The organism is Sphingobium sp. PAMC28499 (assembly GCF_004795815.1).
GTDB classification, from domain to species: Bacteria; Pseudomonadota; Alphaproteobacteria; order Sphingomonadales; family Sphingomonadaceae; genus Sphingobium; species Sphingobium yanoikuyae.
Window position 1 is genome coordinate 2,389,679 of the sequence record NZ_CP039248.1, and the last position, 21,405, is coordinate 2,411,083.

Consider the following 21,405-nt stretch of genomic DNA (forward strand, 5'->3'; position numbering starts at 1 on the left):
TCCAGGGCTGCCGCTGGCGGATAAGCCCTTGTTCATCGTTGCAGCAATATGGTGATCGCTGATTGATTGACGCGACGGGCATCCCCATAAAGGCGATGAACCGCATGACGGGCCGCAAGTCCGGCCCTGGAGAGTGAATGACTACGCAATATCCCCTTCTGCCGCTGCGCGACATCGTCGTCTTCCCGCAGATGATCGTCCCGCTCTTCGTCGGTCGCGACAAGAGCGTCGCCGCGCTGGAAGCGGCGATGGAGGGCAATAAGGAAATCTTCCTGGTGTCCCAGCTCGACCCGGCCGAGGATGATCCGGGCAAGGACGCGCTGTATGACACCGGCGTGGTGTCGGTGGTGCTGCAACTGCTTAAGCTGCCGGACGGCACGGTGCGCGTGCTGGTCGAGGGCAAGCATCGTGCCCAGCTGGCCGATCTGGCGCCGGCCGAGGCGGGCTATCTGGTCGCCGAGGTCGCGCCGGTCGAGGAGATCGTCGCCGAAGGTCCGGAAGCCTCTGCGCTGATGCGCTCGGTGGCCGAGCAGTTCGAGAATTACGCCAAGCTCAACAAGAAGCTGCCGGCCGAAACGCCGGTGCAGCTGCGCGAGATCGACGATGCCGGTCGCCTGGCCGATTCCGTTGCCGCCAACATCAACGTCAAGGTCGCCGACAAGCAGTCGCTGCTGGTCGAGCCCGATCCGGTCAAGCGGCTGGAGATGGTCTTTGCCTTCATGGAAGGCGAGCTGGGCGTGCTGCAGGTCGAGAAGAAGATCCGTGGCCGCGTGAAGCGCCAGATGGAAAAGACCCAGCGCGAATATTATCTGAACGAGCAGCTCAAGGCGATCCAGCGCGAGCTGGGCAATGGCGAGGGCGAGGAAGGCGACGAGCTTGCCGAACTGGCCGACAAGATCGCCAAGGCGAAGCTGAGCAAGGAAGCGCGCGCCAAGGCGACCGCCGAGCTGAAGAAGCTCAAGGGCATGCAGCCCATGTCGGCCGAAGCGACGGTGGTGCGCAACTATCTCGACGTGCTGCTGGGCCTGCCCTGGGGCAAGAAGGGCCGGGTCAAGACCGACCTCAAGAAGGCGCAGGCGATCCTGGACGAGGATCATTTCGCGCTGGAAAAGGTCAAGGACCGGATCATCGAATATCTGGCGGTGCAGGCGCGCACCAACAAGCTGAAGGGGCCGATCCTGTGCCTCGTCGGCCCGCCGGGCGTCGGCAAGACCTCGTTGGGCCGTTCGATCGCCAAGGCGACGGGCCGTGAGTTCGTGCGCCAGTCGCTGGGCGGCGTGCGCGACGAAGCCGAGATCCGTGGCCATCGCCGCACCTATATCGGCTCGCTGCCGGGCAAGGTCGTGTCGAACCTGAAGAAGGCGGGCACCATGAACCCGCTGTTCCTGCTCGACGAGATTGACAAGCTGGGCCAGGATTTCCGCGGCGATCCGGCATCGGCGCTGCTGGAAGTGCTGGACCCCGAACAGAACAGCAAGTTCCAGGATCATTATCTGGAGATCGACGTCGACCTGTCCGACGTGATGTTCGTGACGACGGCCAACTCGCTGAACCTGCCGCAGCCGCTGCTCGACCGCATGGAGATCATCCGGCTCGAAGGCTATACCGAGGACGAGAAGGTCGAGATCGCCCAGCGCCATCTGGTGCCCAAGCAGATCGACGCCCATGGCCTGAAGAATGGCGAGTTCGAGGTGACCGAGGCCGCGGTGCGCGACCTGATCCGTTACTATACCCGTGAAGCCGGCGTCCGCACGCTGGAGCGGGAAGTGGCGCGTCTGGCCCGCAAGGCGCTGCGCAAGATCCTGGAAGGCGCGTTCGACAAGGTCGAGATCACGCCCGAAAACCTGGCCGACTATGCCGGCGTGCGGAAATTCCGTCACGGCGTGGGTGAGGAAGAGAATCAGATCGGCGCCGTCACCGGCCTGGCCTGGACCGAGGTCGGCGGTGAACTGCTGACGATCGAGGCGGTGACCGTGCCCGGCAAGGGCCTCATCAAGACGACCGGCAAGCTGGGCGAAGTGATGAACGAATCGGTGCAGGCCGCCTTCTCCTATGTGAAGGCGCGCTCGCCCGGCTATGGCATCAAGCCGAGCCTGTTCAACCGCAAGGACATCCATATCCACCTGCCCGAGGGCGCGGTGCCCAAGGATGGTCCGTCGGCCGGTATCGGCATGGTCACGACCATCGTGTCGACCCTGACCGGCATTCCCGTCCACAAGGATGTGGCGATGACCGGCGAGGTGACGCTGCGCGGCCGGGTGCTGCCGATCGGCGGCCTCAAGGAGAAGCTGCTGGCGGCGCTGCGTGGTGGCATCAAGACGGTGCTGATCCCGCAGGAAAACGAGAAAGACCTAGCGGAAATTCCGGCCAACATTCGTGAGGGGCTGGAGATTGTTCCGGTGTCCCATGTCGACGAGGTGCTGGCGCGCGCGCTGGTGTCCAAGCCCGAAGCGATCACCTGGACCGAGGAAGATGATCTGGCGGCGCAGCCCAGCGCCGGTCAGGGTCGCGACGGCGATCCCGCTATCCGTCACTAAAAGCCCGGTTTTCGGCGCGTTTATGCCCATGGGGGCAAAAACGCGCCGGAGCCGGCTTTTTTGACGCTTTCCCTTTGACACCACTTGAAAGCTGGGCCTTATTGCCCCGCCTACGCCGCGATTCCTTGACTATCCAACATCTATAAAGGGGGTTCCCAAGGCATGAACAAGCAGGATCTTATCAGCGCGGTCGCTGAAAGCAGCGGTCTCAGCAAGAGCGACGCCAGCAAGGCGGTCGAGGGCGTGTTCGACGCCATCACCGGCGCGCTGAAGAAGGGCGACGAAGTGCGCCTGGTTGGTTTTGGCACTTTCTCCGTGTCGCAGCGCAAGGCTTCGACCGGTCGCAACCCGCGCACCGGCGAGACGATGACGATCAAGGCGTCGTCGCAGCCGAAGTTCAAGGCCGGCAAGGGCCTGAAGGATTCGGTCAACTAAGGATGCAGGCGCGCCCGATCGGGCGCGTTTACGTCTGATGATCTGCCGGCGTCGCGGTCGGAAGTAGGTTTGCGGGAGAGTAGCGCTGCGGCAGGGGAAACCCGCCCGGCGCATGCATGTCGAAAGGAAGGGGTAGGGGCCGGGGGCCTCTGCCCCTTTTTTCATGGCCTTGTGCGGCGGATCGCGGCGATGACCGGTCCGCTGCCCTCGACCTGCTCCGCCTGCGGGGGTAGGAGGGGGCATGAGAGCGATCAGACGGGGTATCGGGACTTCGGGGGCGGCCTTGGCGCTGCTAGGGACATTGTCGGCCTGTGGCGGGGGGAATTTCCGTCCGGTGAGCGACATGCCGGTGCGCATCGGCAAGCCCTATACGGTGCGCGGCACCACCTATGTGCCGGCCGACCAGCCGGGCTATGACCTGGTCGGCTATGCCAGCTGGTATGGATCGGAATCGGGCAATCGCACTGCCAATGGCGAGCGCTTCCGGCCCAGCTGGATCACGGCGGCACATACCAGCCTGCCCTTGCCCGCCTATGTCGAGGTGACGGCGCTGGATACCGGGCGCACGATCCTGGTGCGGATCAACGATCGTGGCCCCTTTTCTCGTGGGCGGATCATCGACCTGTCGCGCGGCGCGGCGGAGGAACTGGGGATTCGCGGGCAGGGCCATGCGGCGGTCCGGGTTCGTGCCGTCGATCCCCCGGAAAAGGATCGCAAGAAGCTGCGCAAGGGCAAGCCGGCGGAGGGTCGGCCGCGCGTCGGGGCGGACGAACTGGCCGTGCTGCGCGCCCGTCTGGCGGCGTCCGGCAATGATGCGGGGCGATAATTTTCATCCTTTGACATAAGCTGCTTGACGGGGGAGGGGCGGCCGCATATGTGGCCCTTCTCGCGGGGCAACAGCCCCTGTGGCGATCGTAGCTCAGTTGGTTAGAGCGCCGGTTTGTGGTACCGGAGGTCGCGGGTTCGGATCCCGTCGATCGCCCCATTTCCTTCGGGAATGCGCGAAATGAAACCCCGTCCTGCCTCGGCAGGATGGGGTTTTCGCGTTTCTGGCTTCGATCATTTTCCTGGCGCGTGGCGGCGGCTTTCCGCTGCCCTGGGCGCAACAAGAAAGGGCGCCCCTTGCGGGACGCCCTTCCTCTGCCGACTAACGCCTATGGGGCGTTGAGACCCAGGTTTAGAAGCTGGCCTTGATCATGCCGCCGATGATGCGCGGTTCGTTGATCATGCCGGTCAGGTTGTTGAAGTCGATCGCGCTGACGGCGCGGATCTGGTTGGTGATGTTGCGGGCGAAGGCCGCGATCTCATAACCATGGTTCGACTTGTAACCGACCTTGAGGCCGCCCTCCAGCGACGAACGGCCGCGGAATTCGGCTGCCGAGTAGAGGAAATAGTTGATTTTGCTACGATAGGCCCAGTCGGTATAGGCGAAGACTTCGCCCGCGTCACCGACCGGGATGGCATAGCGCAGGGTCGCATTGGCGATGTAGCGCGGCGCCTGGGGCAGGTCATTGCCGTCCAGATAGCTGTAGGTGGTGCCGCCATCGACGAAGGTGTTGCCGGTGGGCGTACACATGCCCGAGCCGCAGACCGCCACGAAGGCGTTCTTGTCGCGGATTTCGGTGAAGTTGTAGCTGCCGCCCACGGTCAGGTTCAGGTGATCGAGCGGCTGCGCCTCCAGATTGCCTTCCAGGCCATAGCCGACCGCCTTGTTCACGTTGATCAGGCGGGCCGAGTTGCCGACGCCGCCGACAGCCGTCAGCTGCAGATCGTCGGTGTTCCAGTAATAGGCGGACAGGTCGAAGCGGACCATGTTGGCGATCGCGCCCTTGATGCCGCCTTCATAGGAGATGGTGGTCTGCTTCTTGGCGACCGAGGGGACGCTGAAGAAGGTCACGCGATCCTGGATTGCCGGGCCCTGATAGCCGGTGGCGACGCGGCCATAGAGGTTGACGTCGGGGCTGAGCGCATAGGTGGCGCTGACGTCCCAGGACAGGTTGCTGCCCTGCGCGGTGTTGCTGAGCGGCAGGTCGACGCCGATCAGCTGCGACGAGATGCTGCTGGCTGCGAGCGCCGGATCGAGCGTGATCGTGTCGCGCTTGTCGTCGTGCGAATAACGCACGCCGGCACGCAGCGTCAGGGCCGACGTCACCTTGGCTTCGCCCGAGGCGAACAGGCCGATATTCTCGTTGGTGTTGTTGTGCAGGATCGCACTCACCCGGTTGCCCGCGAGATCATAGGCATATTCGTTATATTTCAGGCGCTGGTGGAAGAAGTAGGTGCCCGCCTGCAGGCGGATGCCGTTCATGTCGTCCGTCGCGAAGCGGAATTCCTGGCTGAATTCCTCCGGCTTGGTCACGCCGCCGGTGTTGGAGTCGAACGAGCCGACGCCGAGCTGGCCGGCGGTGCAGCCGGTATAGGGGTAGCAGCCGCCACCATCGATGTCGCCGGTGCTTTCGACGCTGGCCTTCTCATAGCCGGTGGTCGAGAAGAAGGTGCCCAGGCCGTCGACATGGAGTTGCATGCGCAGATTGCCGCCGCCCTGCTTCATCGACTGGCTGGTATAGCCGTCCAGGTTCACATGATCCTTGTCGAAGCCGTCGACGAAATGGTTGCTGCCCTGCTTGAAGATGTTGGCGCGGAACACGCGCGGGCTGCCGTCCAGGTCACGATAATGACCGCTCAGAACCGCCTTGAAGTCGCCGGCTTCATAAGCCAGCTGCACGCGGCCGGCCATGTCGCGATAGCCTTCCAGCTCGCTGGCGGCGTTGCCGCCTTCATTGTCGTTCTTGACCCAGTCGTCGCGGCGCTGGAGCAGGCCCGACACGCGGAAGCTGAGGCCGTCGGCGATCGGGCCGCCGATCGCGGCTTCGGCATTGACGGTGTTGTAGGTTGCCCGGGAGGCGCTGGCATAGCCGGTGAAATGATCGGTCGGCGCGGCCGAGGTCATCTTGACGACGCCCGCCGGGGTGTTGCGGCCGAACAGCGTGCCCTGCGGGCCGCGCAGCACTTCAACGCTGGCAAGATCGAACACCGGGAAGCTCTTGAGCATCGGATTTTCGAGCGCGACATCGTCGAGCACGACCGAGACCGGCTGGGCGGCGTTGGGATCGAAATCGGTGTTGCCAAGGCCGCGGATGTAGAAGCGCGGGAAGGTGCGGCCGAACGAGCTTTCGACCTGAAGGCTGGGCGTGCGCGCGGCGAGGAAGCGAACGTCGAGGCCGCTGCTGTTGAGCGCGTCGAGCTTTTCGCCGCCGATGGCGGTCACGGCGACCGGCACGTCCTTGGCATTTTCAGCCCGGCGCGACGCGGTGACGACGATTTCACCCAGGCCTTCGCCCGATGCGGCGGGCGCTTCGGTCTGGGCGTGGGCGGCACCGATCGGCGCCAGAGCGGTGAGAGCGACGGCGAGCGCGCCGCGCGAAATGCTGGTGAAGATATGCGAAGATGTCATATTTGGCCCCCTTGATTGGCCTGGCATCCGTTTCCCTGCTGGTGTCCGCTGTTGCGGATCGCGCGCGACGCTATGCGCGCGCGGGCCTGGGAGCAAGCAAGACTGTCGCCATTCTGTAGCATCCGTGCAACAGATTTGCCAAAATGCGACAGTCTGACCCCATGGCGCTGTCAGGCCGTGCCCCAATGCAAAGCGCCGAAGGGACTTCGCACGGGCCGCATTGCCGATTATAGCGCGCGGATGGATGACGCACGCGACCGGGGGCTGACCCTCAACCCCAAATATGACGATCATGGCCTTATCACTGCGGTGGTGACCCATGTCACCTCCGGGGAAGTGCTGATGGTGGCGCATATGAATGCGCAGGCGCTGGCGCTGACGGTCGAGACCGGCCTGGCCCATTTCTGGTCGCGCAGCCGCCAATCACTGTGGAAGAAGGGCGAAAGCTCCGGCCATATGCTTGGCGTGCGCGACATCCGGATCGACTGTGACCAGGATGCCGTCTGGGTGCTGGCCGAGCCGGCGGGGCCGACCTGCCACACCGGCGCGCGGTCCTGCTTCTTCCGCCGGATCGGACCCGATGGGCTGAGCGCGGTCGATGAACCGGGTGTCGATGCGGCGCACTAGCCTTTTCCTTGCATGTCTTCTTGCCGGGTGTCAGCAGGCCGCGACGCCGGGCGCAGCCGCGCCCGATCGCGCCGGGGCTGCAGCTTCGGGGCTGGAGCGCGCGGCGATCGCGACCGGCGCCATTGCCGACGCGTCGCGGATCGCGCCGGTCGGGCTGTTCCAGCGGCGGCATGAGGCGGGGCGGGATTCGCTCTGCGTCCTTCCCGCCAAGTCGGGCGACTATCGTTTCGGGCTGGAGGCGATCTTCGGCACCGAACAGAGCTGCCATGGCGCGGGTACGGCGCGGCGGGCCGGCGACAAGCTGATCCTGAGCTTTTCCGGCGGCAGGAAGTGCATCATCGTCGCCCAATATGATGGCGACCAGGTGGCGCTGCCCGGCGTGGTCGACATGGCCTGTGACCGGCTGTGCGACGGGCGCGGCAATCTGGAAGGGGTGACCTTCCCGCGCATCGCCAATGATGCGGGCGCGGCCCTGCGTGCGCGCGATCGCGAGGATGAACCGCTGTGCGAGGCGGACTGAACGGGACGGACTGAACAGGGCCGGCATTTTGGCCGGCCCCATCAGGTTGATCAGCGATAGCCGGCTGCGGCGAGCAGGGCGACCAGATCCATCCGCTTGACCTTGAGCGATTCCGGCGCCGACACGTCGATCCATTCGTCGGGCGAGTGACCCCGGCCGCCGGTCGCCGCGCGCGGGATGGTGATGGCCGGGATGCCCAGGCTCATCGGCACATTGGCGTCGGTCGAGCTGAAGCTCATCCGCGCGGTGACGCCTTCGGCGGCATAGGCGGCGGCGGTCTGGCGGACCAGCGCCGTATCGGCGGCAGTGCTGCCGGCCGGACGATCGCCCACCACCTTCTTGTCGACGCGGATCGGGCCTTCCTTGATCGAGCGGGCGCCATTTTCGGTCGCGACGGCCTTGTCCACCGTGGCGAGGAACGCCTGTTCCAGCTTGGCCAGTTCGGCAGCACTTTCCGATCGCATGTCGACCTGCAGCCAGACTTCCTGCGGGATGGCGTTGACCGAGGAGCCGCCGCCCACGACGCTGGCGCTGTAGGTCGTCTTGGGCGACTGGGGCACCGGGATCTTGTAGAGGTCGATGATCGCCTGGCTCATCGCCGTCATCGGATTGACCAGGCCAAAGGCGCCGAAGCTGTGGCCGCCGGGGCCGGTGAAGGTCAGGCGATAGCGCTTCGATCCGACGCCGCCATTGATCAGGCCATCGACCGAGCCATCGTCGATCGAGAAGAAGCTGGCGATGCGGTCCTTATATTTGCCCTTGTGGAAGAGCTGCTTCATGCCGCGCAGATCGCCCAGGCCTTCTTCGCCGACATCGCCGACGAACAATATGTCCATCGGCGCGCTGATGTTGGCGCCAACGATCGCCTTGATGAGGCTCAATTGGGTGGCGAGGCCGGCGACATCGTCCCCGACACCGGGCGCGTGGAGCTTGTTGCCCTCGCGCCGGACCGTGACCGGCGTGCCTTCGGGAAAGACGGTGTCGAGATGGGCGGACACGACGATCAGCTTGCCGCCCGGCTTGCCGCTGCCACGGCGCAGGCCCAGCACATTGCCGCCCTCGTCAATCTCCACATCGGTAAGGCCGGCGGCGCGGAACATGTCGGCATAGGCCTTGGCCCGCGCCTCTTCCTTGAAGGGGGGCGCCGGAATCTGGGTCAGGGTGACGATATTGTCGACCCACTGGTCATGTTCGGCCTCCAGCGCGGCGAAGGCGGCCTTGACCGCCGGGCGCGCGCGGATCGCGGCAATGGCGCGGGCATCGGCCGGTGCGGTTGCGCTGGTGGGCATGGCGGCACTGGCCGGAACCGATAGGGCCGTGCTGGCCAATATTATACAGAGCGCGAACCGCTTCATTCTGGACCCCTTTTATGATGGGCGCACCGGCGTGGGCGCCGGGGTCCGTCTAGCCGGGGAGGCAGGCGCGCATCAATGGCCGATATAGCGGCCGGGGCGGTGGTTGACGAACAGCACGGCGTTGATCGCGGCGGCCGACAGGACGGACAGGCCAAAACGCTCGGCATTGAGGATCGGCAGCGAGGCGAGCAGGATCAGCACGTCGCAGGCCATCTGGGTGCGGCCGGCATTCCAGCCGCGCGATTTCTGCAGGATCAGCGCGACCACGCCGACACCGCCCACGCCAGCGCCATGGCGCGCGATGGCCAGGATGCCGAAGCCGATGATCGAGCCGCCGAACAGCGCGGCAAAGAAGGGGCTGATCCGGGCGATCTCCATCGCATAGGGCATGGCAAGGCCGACCCCCATGATCGCGATATTGGCGAACAGGGTCTTGAGGCCGAAGGCCATGCCCATCGCCCGCCCGGCGAACAGGAAGAAGGGGATGTTGATCAGCAGGAACAAAGTCGCGGGCGACAGATGGATCAGATAGGACAGCAGCAGCGCGATGCCGGCCATGCCGCCGGTCACCAGCTTTGCCTGTTTCAGCAGCATCAGCCCCATGGCGATGAAGGCGCAGCCGATGGCGATCGCATAGAAATCCTCGGCAGGACTATGCGGCCGCGCGACATGGGCGGGCGGAACGGGCAGGGCAGGCGACGGCGCCGGGGGCGTCGGGTCGATCGAGGTCATGGCATGTCCGAAAAGCGTGAGCGCCCCGTGCCATCCTCTCTTGTCGTCTTTGTCCGCGCCCATAGTCGCAGACGGGCAGTCTGAAAAGGGGCGTTAACCGGCGTCGACCTGTTTCGGGCCGAACTGGTCGATCGCTTCGAACAGGCGTGTGAGCGCGATCCGTTCCTCCGCGTGGATTTCCGGGCGCCAGACTTCGAACAGCAGGACGACGCGGGTGTCTTTGCCCCGGTTCCAGGCCTCATGTTCGATGCTGTCGTCGAAGATCAGCATTTCGCCCGGTACCCAGGCGCGGGTTTCGGCGCCGACCCGCAACGCGCAATTGTCGGCCACGATCAGCGGCAGGTGACAGATCAGGCGGGTGTTGAGCAGGCCATGATGGGGCTGGATATGGGTGCCGGGCTTGAGCAGCGACCAGAGCGCCATGGGCGAACGGCCGGTGATCATCGGGCGATCGGCATGGTCGAGCGCGGCCATGACGGCGGGGCAGCGGGCGGCATGGTCCGCCACGATCTCGCCCTGTTGCCAGAAATAATAGGCGCCCCAGGAGGGATCGTCGCGCAGCGGGTTGTTGGGCGCCGGGCGATCGGTGGGCGTCTGGACATAGGGCGCGAAATCGGGGGCGCCGGCACGGACGTCGTTGAGTTCGGCGATGATGGCGTCGGTTGCCGCCTCTATTGCTGGCACCCAGGCAAATTCGTCGCGCTCGTAAAAGGCGCGCTGCGGCAGGCCGGGGAAATAGAACATGCTGGGTTGTTGCAGATAGAGTTCGCTCTTGCCCAGCAACAGGTCGGTCGCCTGCGCAATCCGGGGCAGGGCGGGCAGGTCGGCGATGGCGGCGCTCAGATGATCCTCGAACTTGCGGCCGGACTGGGCGATGCTGGCCTGCGCCTGTTGCAGCAGCGGTTGCAGCGCGGGGGGCGCGCCGGTGGCCGCCGCCTGCGCCAGAGCACCGCGGAACCAGATCGATGCACCGCGCTCGTCGCCGCGCCGGATCAGATTCTGGCCCATTGCCAGCATGGCGGGCAGGTTGCGCATATCCTGTTGCAGGATGCGGTTGAGCGCGGCCTGTTCGCCGTCCAGATCACCCAGCCGATTGCAGGCCTGGGCCAGCAGCATGGCCGGGGGATCGGCCATTTCGTAGAGGGTGGCGCGCGCCACTGCCGCGTCGCCGCGGCGCAATGCGGCGATCGCCGCGTCCTGTAAGGTCTGTTCGCGTGCCCGATCCGTCATCCGCCCGCCTTAGCCAGCGGAACGGATGGAAGGAAGCGGCTTATTCGCAGGGCACCAGCGCGGGCTGGGTGCTGCGCCGTGCGGTGGCGATGGCGACCAGATAGATGGCCAGGCCGCCCAGCGACAAGGCGCAGCCAATCCAGCCGGTCGACACCAGGCCATAGCCCGCCGCGATCGACAGGCCGCCGAGCCAGGGGCCGAGCGCATTGGCGATGTTGAAGGCGCTGTGGTGCAGTGCGGCGGCCAGCGTCTGGGCGTCGCCCGCAACGTCCATCAGTCGCGCCTGCAACGGCGTGCCCATGCCGCCGCCAATACCGATCAGGAAGACGATGAGGCTGAGGCTCCAGATATTGCCGGCCATGAAGGGGAAGAGTGCCAGCGCAACCGCGCTCCAAACGAGGATGCCGATGACGGTACGGTTGAGCGCGCGATCGGCGAGCCAGGCGACGGCGAGATTGCCGACCGTCATGCCCAGGCCAAAGACGATCAGGATCAGCGGCACCAGGGTTTCGGACACATGGGTCACTTCGATCATGGTCGAGGCGACATAGGTGTAGACCGCGAACAGGCCGCCAAAGCCAATCGCGCCGGTCAGCAGGGTCAGCCAGACCTGCGACTTGCCGAGCGCGCTCAGCTCGCGCATCGGGCTGGCCTTCGGATCACCGGCGTCGCGCGGGGCGTAGAGGGCAACGAGGCTCATGGTCAGCACGGCGAGCGCGCAGACCACGAAGAAGCCCGAGCGCCAGCCCAGTATCTGGCCCATCCAGTTGGCGACCGGAACGCCCAGCACCGTGGCGATGGTGAGGCCCGACATCACCTTGGCGATCGCCAAGGTGCGCTTCTCGATCGGCACCAGGCTGGCCGCGACCAGGGCGGCGACGCCGAAATAGGCGCCATGGGGCAGGCCCGAAAGGAAGCGGAACAGCAGCATCCAGTGATAGCTGGGCGACAGCGCCGACAGGCCGTTGCCGACCGCGAACATCGCCATCAACGCGATCAGCAGCGTGCGGCGCGGCAGGCGCGCGGCAAAGGCGGCAATCAGCGGCGCGCCGACCACTACGCCCAACGCATAGGCGCTGATCGCATGGCCGGCGGTCGGCAGGTCGATGTGGAGGTCGCGCGCGAAGAAGGGCAGCAGGCTCATGGAGGCGAATTCGGTCGTGCCGATCGCAAAGGCGCCCACGGACAGCGCGAAAAGGACGAGCGCGGGGTGCGCCTTGTGGGACTGGCTGCCCATGACAAGCTCCATGCTGCAATGCAAAATGACGGAAGTCCGCCAGATGGGCCGAGTGACAGCGATGGTCAAGGCTGCATACGTATGAGATTCTTGCAACTGGCAACGCATCTGGTGCAACGCGGCATCGAATGACGCTTTTCCAATTAATCGTATATGGTATTCATTGAACATGAGCAGGATTGAGATGAACGGGCAGGGCGCCGTGCTGGCGGGGGCGGGCGCCGTGCTGGCGTCGCTGCTGTCGATGAACATGGGCGCGGCCTTTGCCAAGACGCTATTCCCGATCGTCGGTGCCTATGGCATTGCGGCGCTGCGCATCTTCCTGGCGGCGATCCTGCTGATGCTGTTCCGGCGGCCATGGCGCCGACCGATCCCGGCCGATGTGCGCTGGCCGCTGTTGATCTATGGCGCGACCCTCGCGCTGATGAACCTGCTTATCTATCAGGCGTTCGCCCGCATTCCGCTGGGCATCGCCATGGCCATCGAGGTGACGGGGCCGCTGGCGATCGTGCTGTTCGGGTCGCGCCGGCCGCGTGATTTCCTGTGGCTGGGGGCGGCGGTGATCGGCCTGCTGCTGCTCTTGCCGCTGCGCAGCGACGCCGCGCTTGATCCTTTGGGTGTCATCTTCGCTGTCGGGGCGGCGGCCTGCTGGGCGCTGTATATCCTGACCGGCAAGCGGGTGTCGGGCGCGCTGCGCGGCGATGCGGTCGCCTGGGGCATGCTGGCGGCGGCGATCCTGGTGCTGCCGGTCGGGCTGACCCATGCCGGCGCGTCGCTCTTTTCGCCCTGGGTGCTGACGGTCGGGCTGGCGATCGCCCTGTTGTCGAGCGCCTTGCCCTATTCGCTGGAGATGGAGGCGATGCGGCGCCTGCCCGCGCCGGTGTTCGGCCTGTTGCTGAGCGCGGCGCCGGCGATCGGCGCACTGGCGGGCTTCGTCGTGCTGGGTGAGCGGCTGACGGCGCTGCAGGGCGTGGCGATATTCTGCATCATCGCGGCATCAGGCGGCAGCGCGCTGACGGTGCGTCATGCACCCGCAATCGAGGATGCGCCGCAATAGGGGGGCCGGTCAGCCGCTGACGACGGCCTTGCTGGTGTCCAGCATCTTGCCGTTGGTGATTATGACCATGTCGCCGACCTTGGTGACGCCGAACAGCTTCTGCGCAAATTCCTTGGGCACGCCGATGCAGCCATGGGTGGCATAGCCCCATTTGACGTCGCTGCCGTGGATGGCGACGCCGTCGCTGGTCAGCCGCTGCATATAGGGCATGGGCGCGTTGTTGTAGGTGCTGGAATAATGGTCGGCGTCCTTCTGCATGATCGGGAAGGCGCCCAAGGGGCTCTGCTTGTCGGTCGCGCCATAGAGGATGACGGCGGCGCCGATTTCATAGCCGTCGCGGAAGACGGAAAGGGTCTGGGCTTTCAGGTCGACGGTGATGATGACCGGCCCCTTGGCCGGTGCGCCTTCCTCGTCCCAGGCATAGTCGCCATGCTCGAAAGGCCCCTCGATCTTGAGCACGCGCTTGACCGCCAGCGCATGGGGATCGACCTTCATGCCCTGGTCGCTGCGCCGTTCGACCAGCGGCAGCGGCTTGGGCGCGGCGGCGGCCTCGGCCGGTTTGGCCTGGGTCGCGTTGCCGGCGTTCCGATCAATCTTGTCGGTCAGCAGCAGCGCACCGCCGCCCAGGACGGCGCCGATCAGCAGTTTCGGGCCAAGGCTGCGAGCCAATGTGCCGATGACGCCTGCCATGATCTTCCTCGCTTCATCCTTTGCCGGTCAAGCTAACAGCCTAACCGGCAAAGGTTAAGGTCAGCCTTCGCGCGCCACTTCGGCGGCGGCGATGGCGGTCAGGTTGAGGATGCCGCGCGCGGTGACGCCGGGCGTCAGCACATGGATCGGCTGGGCGGTGCCGATCAGCATCGGCCCGACCGTGGGCGAGCTGGACGAGGCGCCGAGCGCCGTCAGCGTGATATTGGCCGCGTCGAGGTTCGGCATCACCAGCAGGTTGGCCGGCCCCTCGAACCGGGAGTCGGGGATCAGCCGTTCGCGCAGCGCCTGGCTGAGCGCGGCGTCGGCGTGCATTTCGCCATCGACCGCCAGCTCCGGTGCGGCCTGGCGCACCAGGTCGAGCGCGGCCCGCATCTTGCGGGCGCTGGGGCTGTTGGACGCACCGAAATTGGAGTGCGACAGCAGCGCGACGCGCGGCTTCAGGCCGAAATGCTGCAACTCGGTCGACGCCAGCAGCGTCATTTCCGCAATCTGGTCGGGCGTCGGGTCCGGCACCATATGGGTGTCGGTGATGAACAGCGCGCCCGCGTCCAGGATCAGGCCCGACAGCGCATAGATGCGGCTGTGGTTGGGCGCGCGATCGATGATGCGCAGCACATGTTCGACCTGGCCCCAATATTCGGAACGGCCACCGACCAGCGCGGCGTCGACCCGGCCGGTGCGCAGCAGCATGGCGGCGGTGACGGTCGGGCGGCGATAGACATGGCGCAGGATTTCGTCTGGCGGCACGCCCTTGCGCGCGGCGATGGCGCGATAGGCCTCGACCAGTTCGCGCATGATGTCATGATCCGTCTCGGGATCGATCACCTCGACATCACGGTCGAGCTGGAAGCTGAGGCCCATGTCGGCCAGCTTCTGTTCCAGCAGGCGGCGGCGCGCGACGATGGTCGGCTTGACGATGCCTTCGTCCAGACCGTCCTGGATCGCGCGCAGCACGCGCTCATCCTCGCCCTCGCCATAGACGATGCGGCACTGGCTGCCGCGCGCGGCATGGAAGACCGGCAGCATCAGCTGACCCGAGCGGGTGTTCTGGTGCGACAGGGCGCGCTTATATTCTTCGAGGTCCAGCGTCTTGGTGGCGACGCCGCTGTCCATCGCCGCCTTGGCCACGGCACCGGCAATCTCGCCGATCAGGCGCGGATCGAACGGGGTCGGGATGATGTAATCGGCGCCGAACACCAGCTTGCGACCGCCATAGGCCTGCGCCACGCTGTCATGTGCGGGCATGCGGGCCAGGGCGGCGATCGCGTCGGCCGCGGCGACCTTCATGGCCTCGTTGATCTGGGTCGCGCCACAATCCAGCGCGCCGCGGAAGATATAGGGGAAGCACAGGACATTGTTGACCTGGTTCGGATAGTCCGACCGGCCGGTGGCGATGATCGCGTCCGGGCGCACTTCGCGCGCGGCTTCCGGGCGGATTTCCGGCTCCGGATTGGCGAGCGCGAAGATCAGCGGATTGGGCGCCATCAGCGGCAGCCATTCCGGCTTCAGCACGCCCGGCGCCGACAGGCCCAGGAACAGGTTGGCGCCTGGCAGCACGTCGGGCAGGGTGCGCGCGTTGGTGTCGCGGGCATAGCGCGCCATGTTGGGCAGCATGCCTTCGCGGCCCGAATGGATGACGCCGTCCTTGTCGGTCATCGTCACATTGTCGATCGGCAGGCCCATCGAGACGAGCAGGTCGACGCAGGCGAGCGCGGCGGCGCCGGCGCCCGAAGTGACCAGCTTTGCGTCAGCCAGGGTCTTGCCCTGCAGAACCAGCGCGTTGCGCACGGCCGCGGCGACGACGATGGCGGTGCCATGCTGATCGTCATGGAAGACCGGAATGTTCATCCGTTCCTTCAGGCGCCGTTCGATCTCGAAACATTCGGGCGCCTTGATGTCTTCCAGATTGATGCCGCCAAAGGTCGGCTCCAGCAGGGCGACGGCTTCGACGAACTTGTCCGTGTCGGTGGTGTCGACTTCGATGTCGAACACATCGATGTCGGCGAACTTCTTGAAGAGGACAGCCTTGCCTTCCATCACCGGCTTCGACGCCAGCGCGCCGATCGCGCCGAGGCCGAGGACGGCGGTGCCGTTGGAGATGACCGCGACCAGATTGCCACGCGCGGTATAGTCCAGCGCCTTGGCGGGATCGGCAGCGATCTCCTCGCAAGGGGCGGCCACCCCCGGCGAATAGGCCAGCGCCAGATCGCGCTGATTCACCATGCGCTTGGTCGGCTCGATCGCGAGCTTACCGGGCTGGGGAAGGCGGTGATAGTCTAGGGCGGCGCGGCGGGTGTTATCGTCCATGCGATGCGCCTTAGAGACTGTGTTCCGCTAGGGCAAGCCAGTGCGGTCCGTCCGCGACTCCCACGGCGGCGCAAGGGCATATTGCGCAGCAAGAAAGTCGACGAAGGCGGTGATGGCCAGCGGCGGATTGGCCTGTGGCAGTTGCACGGCATAGAGGGCGACGTCGCTCGACCCTTCATGATCGGGCAGGATCTGGCGCACGTCGCCCTGCGCCAGCGCGTCGCTGATGTCCCACAGCGAGCGCAGCGCGATGCCGCTGCCCGACAGCGCCAGTTCGCGCACGACTTCGCTGCTGTTGGTGCGGATATGGCTGTGGCCGTCGATCGCGACCGGCCCCTTGGGACCGATCAGCCGCCAGGGCAGTTGGCCGTCGGCGGCGAGCAGGCGGTGCTGCTTGAGGTCGGCGATGCGGCGCGGCGTGCCGAAGCGCTCAAGATAGGCGGGCGCGGCGCACATGATGCGGCGATTGGGCGCCAGCCGCCGGGCGGTGAGGCCGGCACCCGGATCTGCGGCGATACGGATGGCCAGGTCCGCCCGGCTTTCGATCAGGTCGACATAATCGTCCGACAGGTCGAGCCGCAGGTCGACGCGAGGATGGTCGTCCAGGAAAGGCTGAAGATAGGGGGCAAGATGCATGCGGCCGAAGGAGGTCGGGGCGGTGATTCGCAGCGGGCCGGATGCGATCGCCGACACGCCCGATACGCGACGTTCGGCTTCGTCGAGGGAGGCGAGGATCGCGCGCAGGTCGCCATGGAGCCGCTCGCCCGCCGGGGTCAGCGCCAGCCGGCGGGTGGTGCGGTGGATCAGCCGGGCGCCGAGCCTGTCCTCCAGCCGGGCCAGCCGCTTGGACATCATCGCCGGCGATATGTGGAGCCGCCGTCCAGCGGCCGCCAGCCCGCCTTCATCGACGATGCTCACGAACAATTCATGGTCCGGGTCCATCATATTCGTTCACCACAGGAAAGTCTCTATTCGAATAATAGCGTCTACACGGCATAATTGGAAAGGCGTAAAAGGACGGCATAGCAAGGAGTGGATTGCATGACCGACCGTATGACCGACCGCGCCGGCCTGAAGGTCGCCGCAACGCTGGCCGACTTCATCGAACAGCGCGCGCTGCCGGGCACGGGCATCGATGCCGACGCCTTCTGGGCGGGCACTGCCAACATATTGGCGCGCTTCACCCCCGATAATGCGGCGCTGCTGCGCACGCGCGACGACCTGCAGACGCAGATCGATGCCTGGCATCAGGTGCGCCGGGGACAGGCGCACAACGCCGCTGCCTATCAGGCCTTCCTGCGCGAGATCGGCTATCTGGTCGAGGAACCGGCGCCGTTCGGGATCGGCAGCGAGAATGTCGATGCCGAAGTCGCCCGCATGGCCGGGCCGCAACTGGTCGTCCCGATCCTCAACGCCCGTTTCCTGCTGAACGCCGCCAATGCGCGCTGGGGCAGCCTGTATGATGCGCTCTATGGCACCGATGCCATTGCGGGCGCGGCTTCGGGCAAGGGTTATGATGCGGCGCGCGGGGCGCAGGTCATCGCCTGGGCCAAGGCGTTTCTGGACGATGCCGTTCCGCTGGCAATGGGAAGCTGGGCCGATCTGGCGGGCGAGGAAATCGTCCTGGCCGATCCGGCGCAGTTCGTCGGCACGAGTGCGAAGGGCAGGTTGTTCCGCCATAATGGCCTGCATATCGAGGTCGTCTTCGACCCGGCCCATCCGATCGGCGCGACCGATCCGGCCGGCATATCCGACGTCATCCTGGAATCCGCGCTGACCACCATCTGCGATCTGGAGGACTCGGTCGCGGCGGTCGATGCGGCGGACAAGGTCACCGCCTATGCCAACTGGCTGGGGCTGATGCAGGGCGACCTGACCGAGACGTTCGAGAAGGGCGGGAAGTCGATGACCCGCGCGCTCAATCCCGATCGCGCTTATGTTGCACCCGATGGCAGCGCCTTCACGCTGCCGGGCCGCAGCCTGTTGTTCGTCCGCAATGTCGGTCATCTGATGACCACGCCGGCGATCGCGCTGCCCGATGGGCAGGACGCGCCCGAGGGGATCATCGACGGCATCGTCACCAGCCTGATCGCGCTGCATGATCTGGCCAAGGCGGATGGCAACAGCCGCGCGGGCAGCGTCTATATCGTCAAGCCCAAGATGCACGGGCCGCAGGAAGCGGCCTTCACCAACCGCCTGTTCGACGCGATCGAGGACATGCTGGGCATGGCGCGCCACACGATCAAGGTCGGCGTCATGGACGAGGAGCGGCGCACATCGGCCAATCTGGCAGCCTGCATCCATGCCGTCCGCGACCGGATCGTCTTCATCAATACCGGCTTCCTCGACCGCACCGGGGACGAGATGCACACGTCGATGCAGGCCGGGCCGATGATCCGCAAGGGCGAGATGAAGGCGAGCGACTGGATCACGGCCTATGAGGATCGCAATGTCCAGATCGGCCTGGCCTGTGGACTGTCGGGCCGCGCGCAGATCGGCAAGGGCATGTGGGCGGCGCCCGATCGCATGGCCGACATGCTGGAGCAGAAGATCGGCCATCCGATGAGCGGCGCCAACACCGCCTGGGTTCCGTCCCCGACGGCGGCGACGTTGCACGCGACCCATTATCACCGCATCGACGTCTTTGCCCGTCAGGAAGAACGCAAGGCCGAGGGCATCGCGTCGCTCGACAAGTTGCTGACCATTCCCGTCGCGGTCGGCCGCAATTTCTCCGAACAAGAGATCGCGCAGGAACTGGACAATAATGCGCAGGGCATATTGGGCTATGTCGTCCGCTGGATCGACCAGGGTGTCGGCTGTTCCAAGGTTCCCGATATCCATGATGTTGGCCTGATGGAGGATCGCGCGACCTTGCGCATTTCTTCGCAGCATATGGCCAACTGGCTGCTGCACGGCGTCTGCACGGGGAGCCAAGTCGATGCCGCGCTGGTTCGCATGGCGGCCAAGGTTGATGCGCAGAATGAAGCCGATCCGCTCTATCAGCCGATGAGCGGGCGGGAGGGCGAAAGCCTGGCCTTCCAGGCGGCGCGCGCGCTGGTGTTCGAGGGTGTCGCGCAGCCCAATGGCTATACCGAGCCGCTGCTGCACGCCTATCGCGCCCGCGCCAAGGCGGAGGAAGTCCTCGAGATAGCGTAAACTTCGCTGTCACTCTTTCCCATGCTGCGTTAGCCCTGATTGGGTCGCAGCATGGGAGAGGCGCCATGACCATCATCGTCCATCATCTGAACAATAGTCGTTCGCAGCGCATCCTGTGGCTGCTAGAGGAACTGGGCGAGGCTTATGACGTGCGCCGCTATGAGCGGGACCGCAAGACGATGCGGGCGCCCGCCGCCCTGCGCGCCGTCCATCCGCTCGGCCGGTCGCCGGTGGTGGAGGTGGATGGCCATCGGCTGATCGAGACCGGGGCGATCATGGAATATCTGGTCGCTCGGGCCGGTGGTCGGTTCGGCGCGCCGACCGATGCAGAGGGCGCGATCCGCTGGCGCCAGTTTCTCCATTATGCCGAAGGATCGATGATGCCGCCGCTGCTGGCCCTGCTGGTGGTCGGCAAGCTGGGCCTGCTCGGCCGGCCGGCACGGCCAACGGTGCAGGGGATGCTGGACGATCATCTCGACTGGCTGGAAAGCGAACTGGCAAGCCGCCCCTATTTTGCCGGGCCGGACTTCTCCGCCGCCGACATGATGATGAGCTTCCCGATCGAGGCGTCGCGGGCGCGCGGCGGGCTTGACGAATCGCGTCCGCATCTGATCGGGTGGCTGGAGAGAATACAGGCGCGGCCCGCCTATCAGGCTGCGCTTCGCACCGGGGGACATTATGCTTACGCCTGATCGCCGCACCTTGCTTCGCTATGCCGCTGCCGGGGTCGCCACCGCGCTGGTCAGTCCGCGCCTGTTCGCGCAGGAAAAGGCGGGTGAGGCGCTCCAGTCGATCACGGGCGATATCACGCCGATCGGCAAGGCCGAGCGTGCCGACCGGCTGGCGCGGGCGCAGAAGATGATGCAGGCACAGGGCATCGACGCGCTGCTGGTCGAGCCGGGCGCGAGCCTTATCTATTACAGCGGCATCCGCTGGTGGCGTTCCGAGCGGCTGACCGCGCTGGTCATTCCGGCCAGCGGCACGCCTCTGGTCGTCTGCCCCTTTTTCGAGAAGCCCTCGATCGACGAATCGCTCGCCATTCCGGCCGAGGTCCGCGTCTGGCAGGAGCATGAAAGCCCCTATGCGTCGATCGCCGATTATCTGAAGGCGCGGGGCCTGGACAAGGGGCGGATCGGCATCGAGGAGACGGTCCGCTATTTCGCGGTCGATGGGCTGAAGGCCGCGCTGCCCGCCGCGACTTTGGTGAAAGACCCGGTGACCCGCGCCATCCGCATGCGCAAGACGGCGGCCGAGATCGCGCTGATGCAGAAGGCGGCGGATGTCACCATGGGCGCCTATCGCTGGACCCATCCGCAGGTGAAGGCGGGCATGACCCCTGCCGATATCGGCGCGCTGATGACGGCCGCGACCAGTGCGCTGGGCGGCAAGGGCGAGTTCAACCTGATCCTGCTCGGCGAAGCGGCCGCCTATCCGCATGGTTCCGGGAAGCCGCAGTCGGTGCGCGCGGGCGAGGTGGTGCTGATGGATTGCGGCTGCACGGTCGAGGATTATCAGTCCGACATCAGTCGCACCTTCGTCTACGGCGCGGCACCCACGGCGCAGCAGCGCAAGCTGTGGGACGAAGTGGCGCAGGGGCAGCAGGTCGCGATCCGGGCGGCGAAGCTGGGCGTGGCGGCCGGTACGGTCGACGATGCGGTCCGCGCTTATTATGAGAAACTGGGCTACGGCCCCGGTTACAAGCTGCCCGGCCTGTCTCACCGCACGGGCCATGGCATCGGCATGGAGGGGCATGAGCCGGTCAACCTCGTCCATGGCGAAACGACGAAGCTGGACGTCGGCATGTGCTTTTCCAACGAACCGGGCCTCTACCTGCCCGGCACGATGGGCGTGCGCATGGAGGATTGCTTCCACATGACCGCACAGGGGCCGCAATGGTTCTCCAGACCGCCGATGTCGATCGAAGAGCCGATGGGGTAATTCCTCCCCGGAACGGGGAGGGGGACCGCGCCCGCAGGGCGTGGTGGAGGGGCAGGCGCCATGAGCGCTTTGCGTGACTGAAAGTCTCCGACTGCCCGTCGGTGCCCCT

General features: G+C 65.9%; 17 protein-coding genes and 1 tRNA gene. 10 read left to right on the plus strand and 8 right to left on the minus strand.

Features of this window, described 5'->3' with window-relative positions; translation table 11 throughout:
* The first annotated feature begins 137 nt into the window (after positions 1-137).
* From lon to E5554_RS11635, 4 genes are all read left to right on the plus strand, one after another.
* On the plus strand, positions 138-2,537 hold the full coding sequence (gene lon / locus E5554_RS11620) for an endopeptidase La (RefSeq protein WP_136186872.1): 2,400 nt from the start codon (positions 138-140) through the stop codon (positions 2,535-2,537).
* 162 nt (positions 2,538-2,699) lie between these two features.
* Complete coding sequence (locus tag E5554_RS11625; protein WP_004207699.1) at positions 2,700-2,972, plus strand: HU family DNA-binding protein; 273 nt, start codon at positions 2,700-2,702, stop codon at positions 2,970-2,972.
* A 241-nt stretch (positions 2,973-3,213) separates the two neighbouring features.
* Positions 3,214-3,798 (plus strand): septal ring lytic transglycosylase RlpA family protein, encoded by a 585-nt coding sequence (locus E5554_RS11630; protein WP_210729821.1) that lies wholly within the window; start codon positions 3,214-3,216, stop codon positions 3,796-3,798.
* Positions 3,799-3,880: 82 nt separating this feature from the next.
* Positions 3,881-3,957: transfer RNA gene (locus E5554_RS11635), tRNA-His, on the plus strand.
* A gap of 192 nt (positions 3,958-4,149) precedes the next feature.
* On the opposite strand, the gene E5554_RS11640 is transcribed toward E5554_RS11635, so the two are convergent.
* Complete coding sequence (locus tag E5554_RS11640; protein WP_136186873.1) at positions 4,150-6,426, minus strand: TonB-dependent receptor; 2,277 nt, start codon at positions 6,424-6,426, stop codon at positions 4,150-4,152.
* Positions 6,427-6,666: 240 nt separating this feature from the next.
* Between E5554_RS11640 and hisI the strand changes: the two genes are divergently transcribed.
* Both hisI and E5554_RS11650 read left to right on the plus strand, forming a co-directional pair.
* Positions 6,667-7,053 carry a phosphoribosyl-AMP cyclohydrolase gene (gene hisI / locus E5554_RS11645; protein WP_004207696.1) on the plus strand — a complete coding sequence of 129 codons (387 nt, stop codon included), beginning with the start codon at positions 6,667-6,669 and terminating at the stop codon, positions 7,051-7,053.
* Positions 7,040-7,573 (plus strand): hypothetical protein, encoded by a 534-nt coding sequence (locus E5554_RS11650; RefSeq protein WP_017500916.1) that lies wholly within the window; start codon positions 7,040-7,042, stop codon positions 7,571-7,573. The genes hisI and E5554_RS11650 overlap by 14 nt, the downstream gene beginning before the upstream one ends.
* Before the next feature lie 50 nt (positions 7,574-7,623).
* Here E5554_RS11650 and E5554_RS11655 read toward each other — a convergent pair whose 3' ends face one another.
* From E5554_RS11655 to E5554_RS11670, 4 genes are all read right to left on the minus strand, one after another.
* On the minus strand, positions 7,624-8,928 hold the full coding sequence (locus tag E5554_RS11655) for a M20/M25/M40 family metallo-hydrolase (protein ID WP_136186874.1): 1,305 nt from the start codon (positions 8,926-8,928) through the stop codon (positions 7,624-7,626).
* A gap of 72 nt (positions 8,929-9,000) precedes the next feature.
* Positions 9,001-9,660 (minus strand): YitT family protein, encoded by a 660-nt coding sequence (locus tag E5554_RS11660; protein WP_004207693.1) that lies wholly within the window; start codon positions 9,658-9,660, stop codon positions 9,001-9,003.
* 93 nt (positions 9,661-9,753) lie between these two features.
* Positions 9,754-10,890 (minus strand): aspartyl/asparaginyl beta-hydroxylase domain-containing protein, encoded by a 1,137-nt coding sequence (locus tag E5554_RS11665; RefSeq protein ID WP_136186875.1) that lies wholly within the window; start codon positions 10,888-10,890, stop codon positions 9,754-9,756.
* Between the two features lie 40 nt (positions 10,891-10,930).
* The gene (locus E5554_RS11670) at positions 10,931-12,127 is read right to left on the minus strand and encodes an MFS transporter (RefSeq protein WP_037521766.1); all 1,197 of its coding nucleotides are present in this window, start codon (positions 12,125-12,127) and stop codon (positions 10,931-10,933) included.
* A 184-nt stretch (positions 12,128-12,311) separates the two neighbouring features.
* On the opposite strand from E5554_RS11670, the gene E5554_RS11675 reads away from it, so the two are divergent.
* Complete coding sequence (locus E5554_RS11675) at positions 12,312-13,184, plus strand: EamA family transporter (protein WP_136188326.1); 873 nt, start codon at positions 12,312-12,314, stop codon at positions 13,182-13,184.
* Positions 13,185-13,193: 9 nt separating this feature from the next.
* Here E5554_RS11675 and E5554_RS11680 read toward each other — a convergent pair whose 3' ends face one another.
* The 3 genes from E5554_RS11680 to E5554_RS11690 are packed head-to-tail and all read right to left on the minus strand — an operon-like array spanning position 13,194 to position 17,147.
* Entirely contained in the window at positions 13,194-13,874 is a 681-nt protein-coding gene (locus tag E5554_RS11680; protein WP_010337124.1) for a L,D-transpeptidase family protein, read from the minus strand.
* A gap of 60 nt (positions 13,875-13,934) precedes the next feature.
* Positions 13,935-16,202, minus strand: coding sequence for an NADP-dependent malic enzyme (locus tag E5554_RS11685; protein WP_004207688.1), 2,268 nt, complete (start codon positions 16,200-16,202; stop codon positions 13,935-13,937).
* Between the two features lie 27 nt (positions 16,203-16,229).
* Positions 16,230-17,147, minus strand: a complete 918-nt coding sequence (locus E5554_RS11690) for a LysR family transcriptional regulator (protein ID WP_136186876.1) — start codon at positions 17,145-17,147, stop codon at positions 16,230-16,232.
* Positions 17,148-17,243: 96 nt separating this feature from the next.
* On the opposite strand from E5554_RS11690, the gene E5554_RS11695 reads away from it, so the two are divergent.
* The 3 genes from E5554_RS11695 (at position 17,244) to E5554_RS11705 (ending at position 21,296) form a co-directional block, all read left to right on the plus strand.
* Positions 17,244-19,358: a malate synthase G gene (locus E5554_RS11695; protein ID WP_136186877.1), complete on the plus strand. Its 2,115-nt coding sequence runs from the start codon at positions 17,244-17,246 to the stop codon at positions 19,356-19,358.
* Between the two features lie 65 nt (positions 19,359-19,423).
* Complete coding sequence (locus E5554_RS11700) at positions 19,424-20,050, plus strand: glutathione S-transferase (protein WP_136186878.1); 627 nt, start codon at positions 19,424-19,426, stop codon at positions 20,048-20,050.
* The gene (locus tag E5554_RS11705) at positions 20,037-21,296 is read left to right on the plus strand and encodes a Xaa-Pro peptidase family protein (protein WP_136186879.1); all 1,260 of its coding nucleotides are present in this window, start codon (positions 20,037-20,039) and stop codon (positions 21,294-21,296) included. The genes E5554_RS11700 and E5554_RS11705 overlap by 14 nt, the downstream gene beginning before the upstream one ends.
* The last annotated feature ends 109 nt before the right edge of the window (positions 21,297-21,405 follow it).

Bases quoted from the DNA above. Each gene is read 5' to 3' on its own strand.
- E5554_RS11685 (WP_004207688.1), bottom strand. From the start codon at position 16,202: ATGGACGATAACACCCGCCGCGCCGCCCTAGACTATCACCGCCTTCCC.
- E5554_RS11700 (WP_136186878.1), top strand. From the start codon at position 19,424: ATGACCATCATCGTCCATCATCTGAACAATAGTCGTTCGCAGCGCATC.
- E5554_RS11655 (WP_136186874.1), bottom strand. From the start codon at position 8,928: ATGAAGCGGTTCGCGCTCTGTATAATATTGGCCAGCACGGCCCTATCG.
- E5554_RS11695 (WP_136186877.1), top strand. From the start codon at position 17,244: ATGACCGACCGTATGACCGACCGCGCCGGCCTGAAGGTCGCCGCAACG.
- E5554_RS11675 (WP_136188326.1), top strand. From the start codon at position 12,312: ATGAACGGGCAGGGCGCCGTGCTGGCGGGGGCGGGCGCCGTGCTGGCG.
- E5554_RS11665 (WP_136186875.1), bottom strand. From the start codon at position 10,890: ATGACGGATCGGGCACGCGAACAGACCTTACAGGACGCGGCGATCGCC.
- E5554_RS11660 (WP_004207693.1), bottom strand. From the start codon at position 9,660: ATGACCTCGATCGACCCGACGCCCCCGGCGCCGTCGCCTGCCCTGCCC.
- E5554_RS11705 (WP_136186879.1), top strand. From the start codon at position 20,037: ATGCTTACGCCTGATCGCCGCACCTTGCTTCGCTATGCCGCTGCCGGG.
- hisI (WP_004207696.1), top strand. From the start codon at position 6,667: ATGGATGACGCACGCGACCGGGGGCTGACCCTCAACCCCAAATATGAC.
- E5554_RS11650 (WP_017500916.1), top strand. From the start codon at position 7,040: ATGCGGCGCACTAGCCTTTTCCTTGCATGTCTTCTTGCCGGGTGTCAG.
- E5554_RS11640 (WP_136186873.1), bottom strand. From the start codon at position 6,426: ATGACATCTTCGCATATCTTCACCAGCATTTCGCGCGGCGCGCTCGCC.
- E5554_RS11670 (WP_037521766.1), bottom strand. From the start codon at position 12,127: ATGGGCAGCCAGTCCCACAAGGCGCACCCCGCGCTCGTCCTTTTCGCG.
- E5554_RS11690 (WP_136186876.1), bottom strand. From the start codon at position 17,147: ATGATGGACCCGGACCATGAATTGTTCGTGAGCATCGTCGATGAAGGC.
- E5554_RS11680 (WP_010337124.1), bottom strand. From the start codon at position 13,874: ATGGCAGGCGTCATCGGCACATTGGCTCGCAGCCTTGGCCCGAAACTG.
- lon (WP_136186872.1), top strand. From the start codon at position 138: ATGACTACGCAATATCCCCTTCTGCCGCTGCGCGACATCGTCGTCTTC.
- E5554_RS11625 (WP_004207699.1), top strand. From the start codon at position 2,700: ATGAACAAGCAGGATCTTATCAGCGCGGTCGCTGAAAGCAGCGGTCTC.
- E5554_RS11630 (WP_210729821.1), top strand. From the start codon at position 3,214: ATGAGAGCGATCAGACGGGGTATCGGGACTTCGGGGGCGGCCTTGGCG.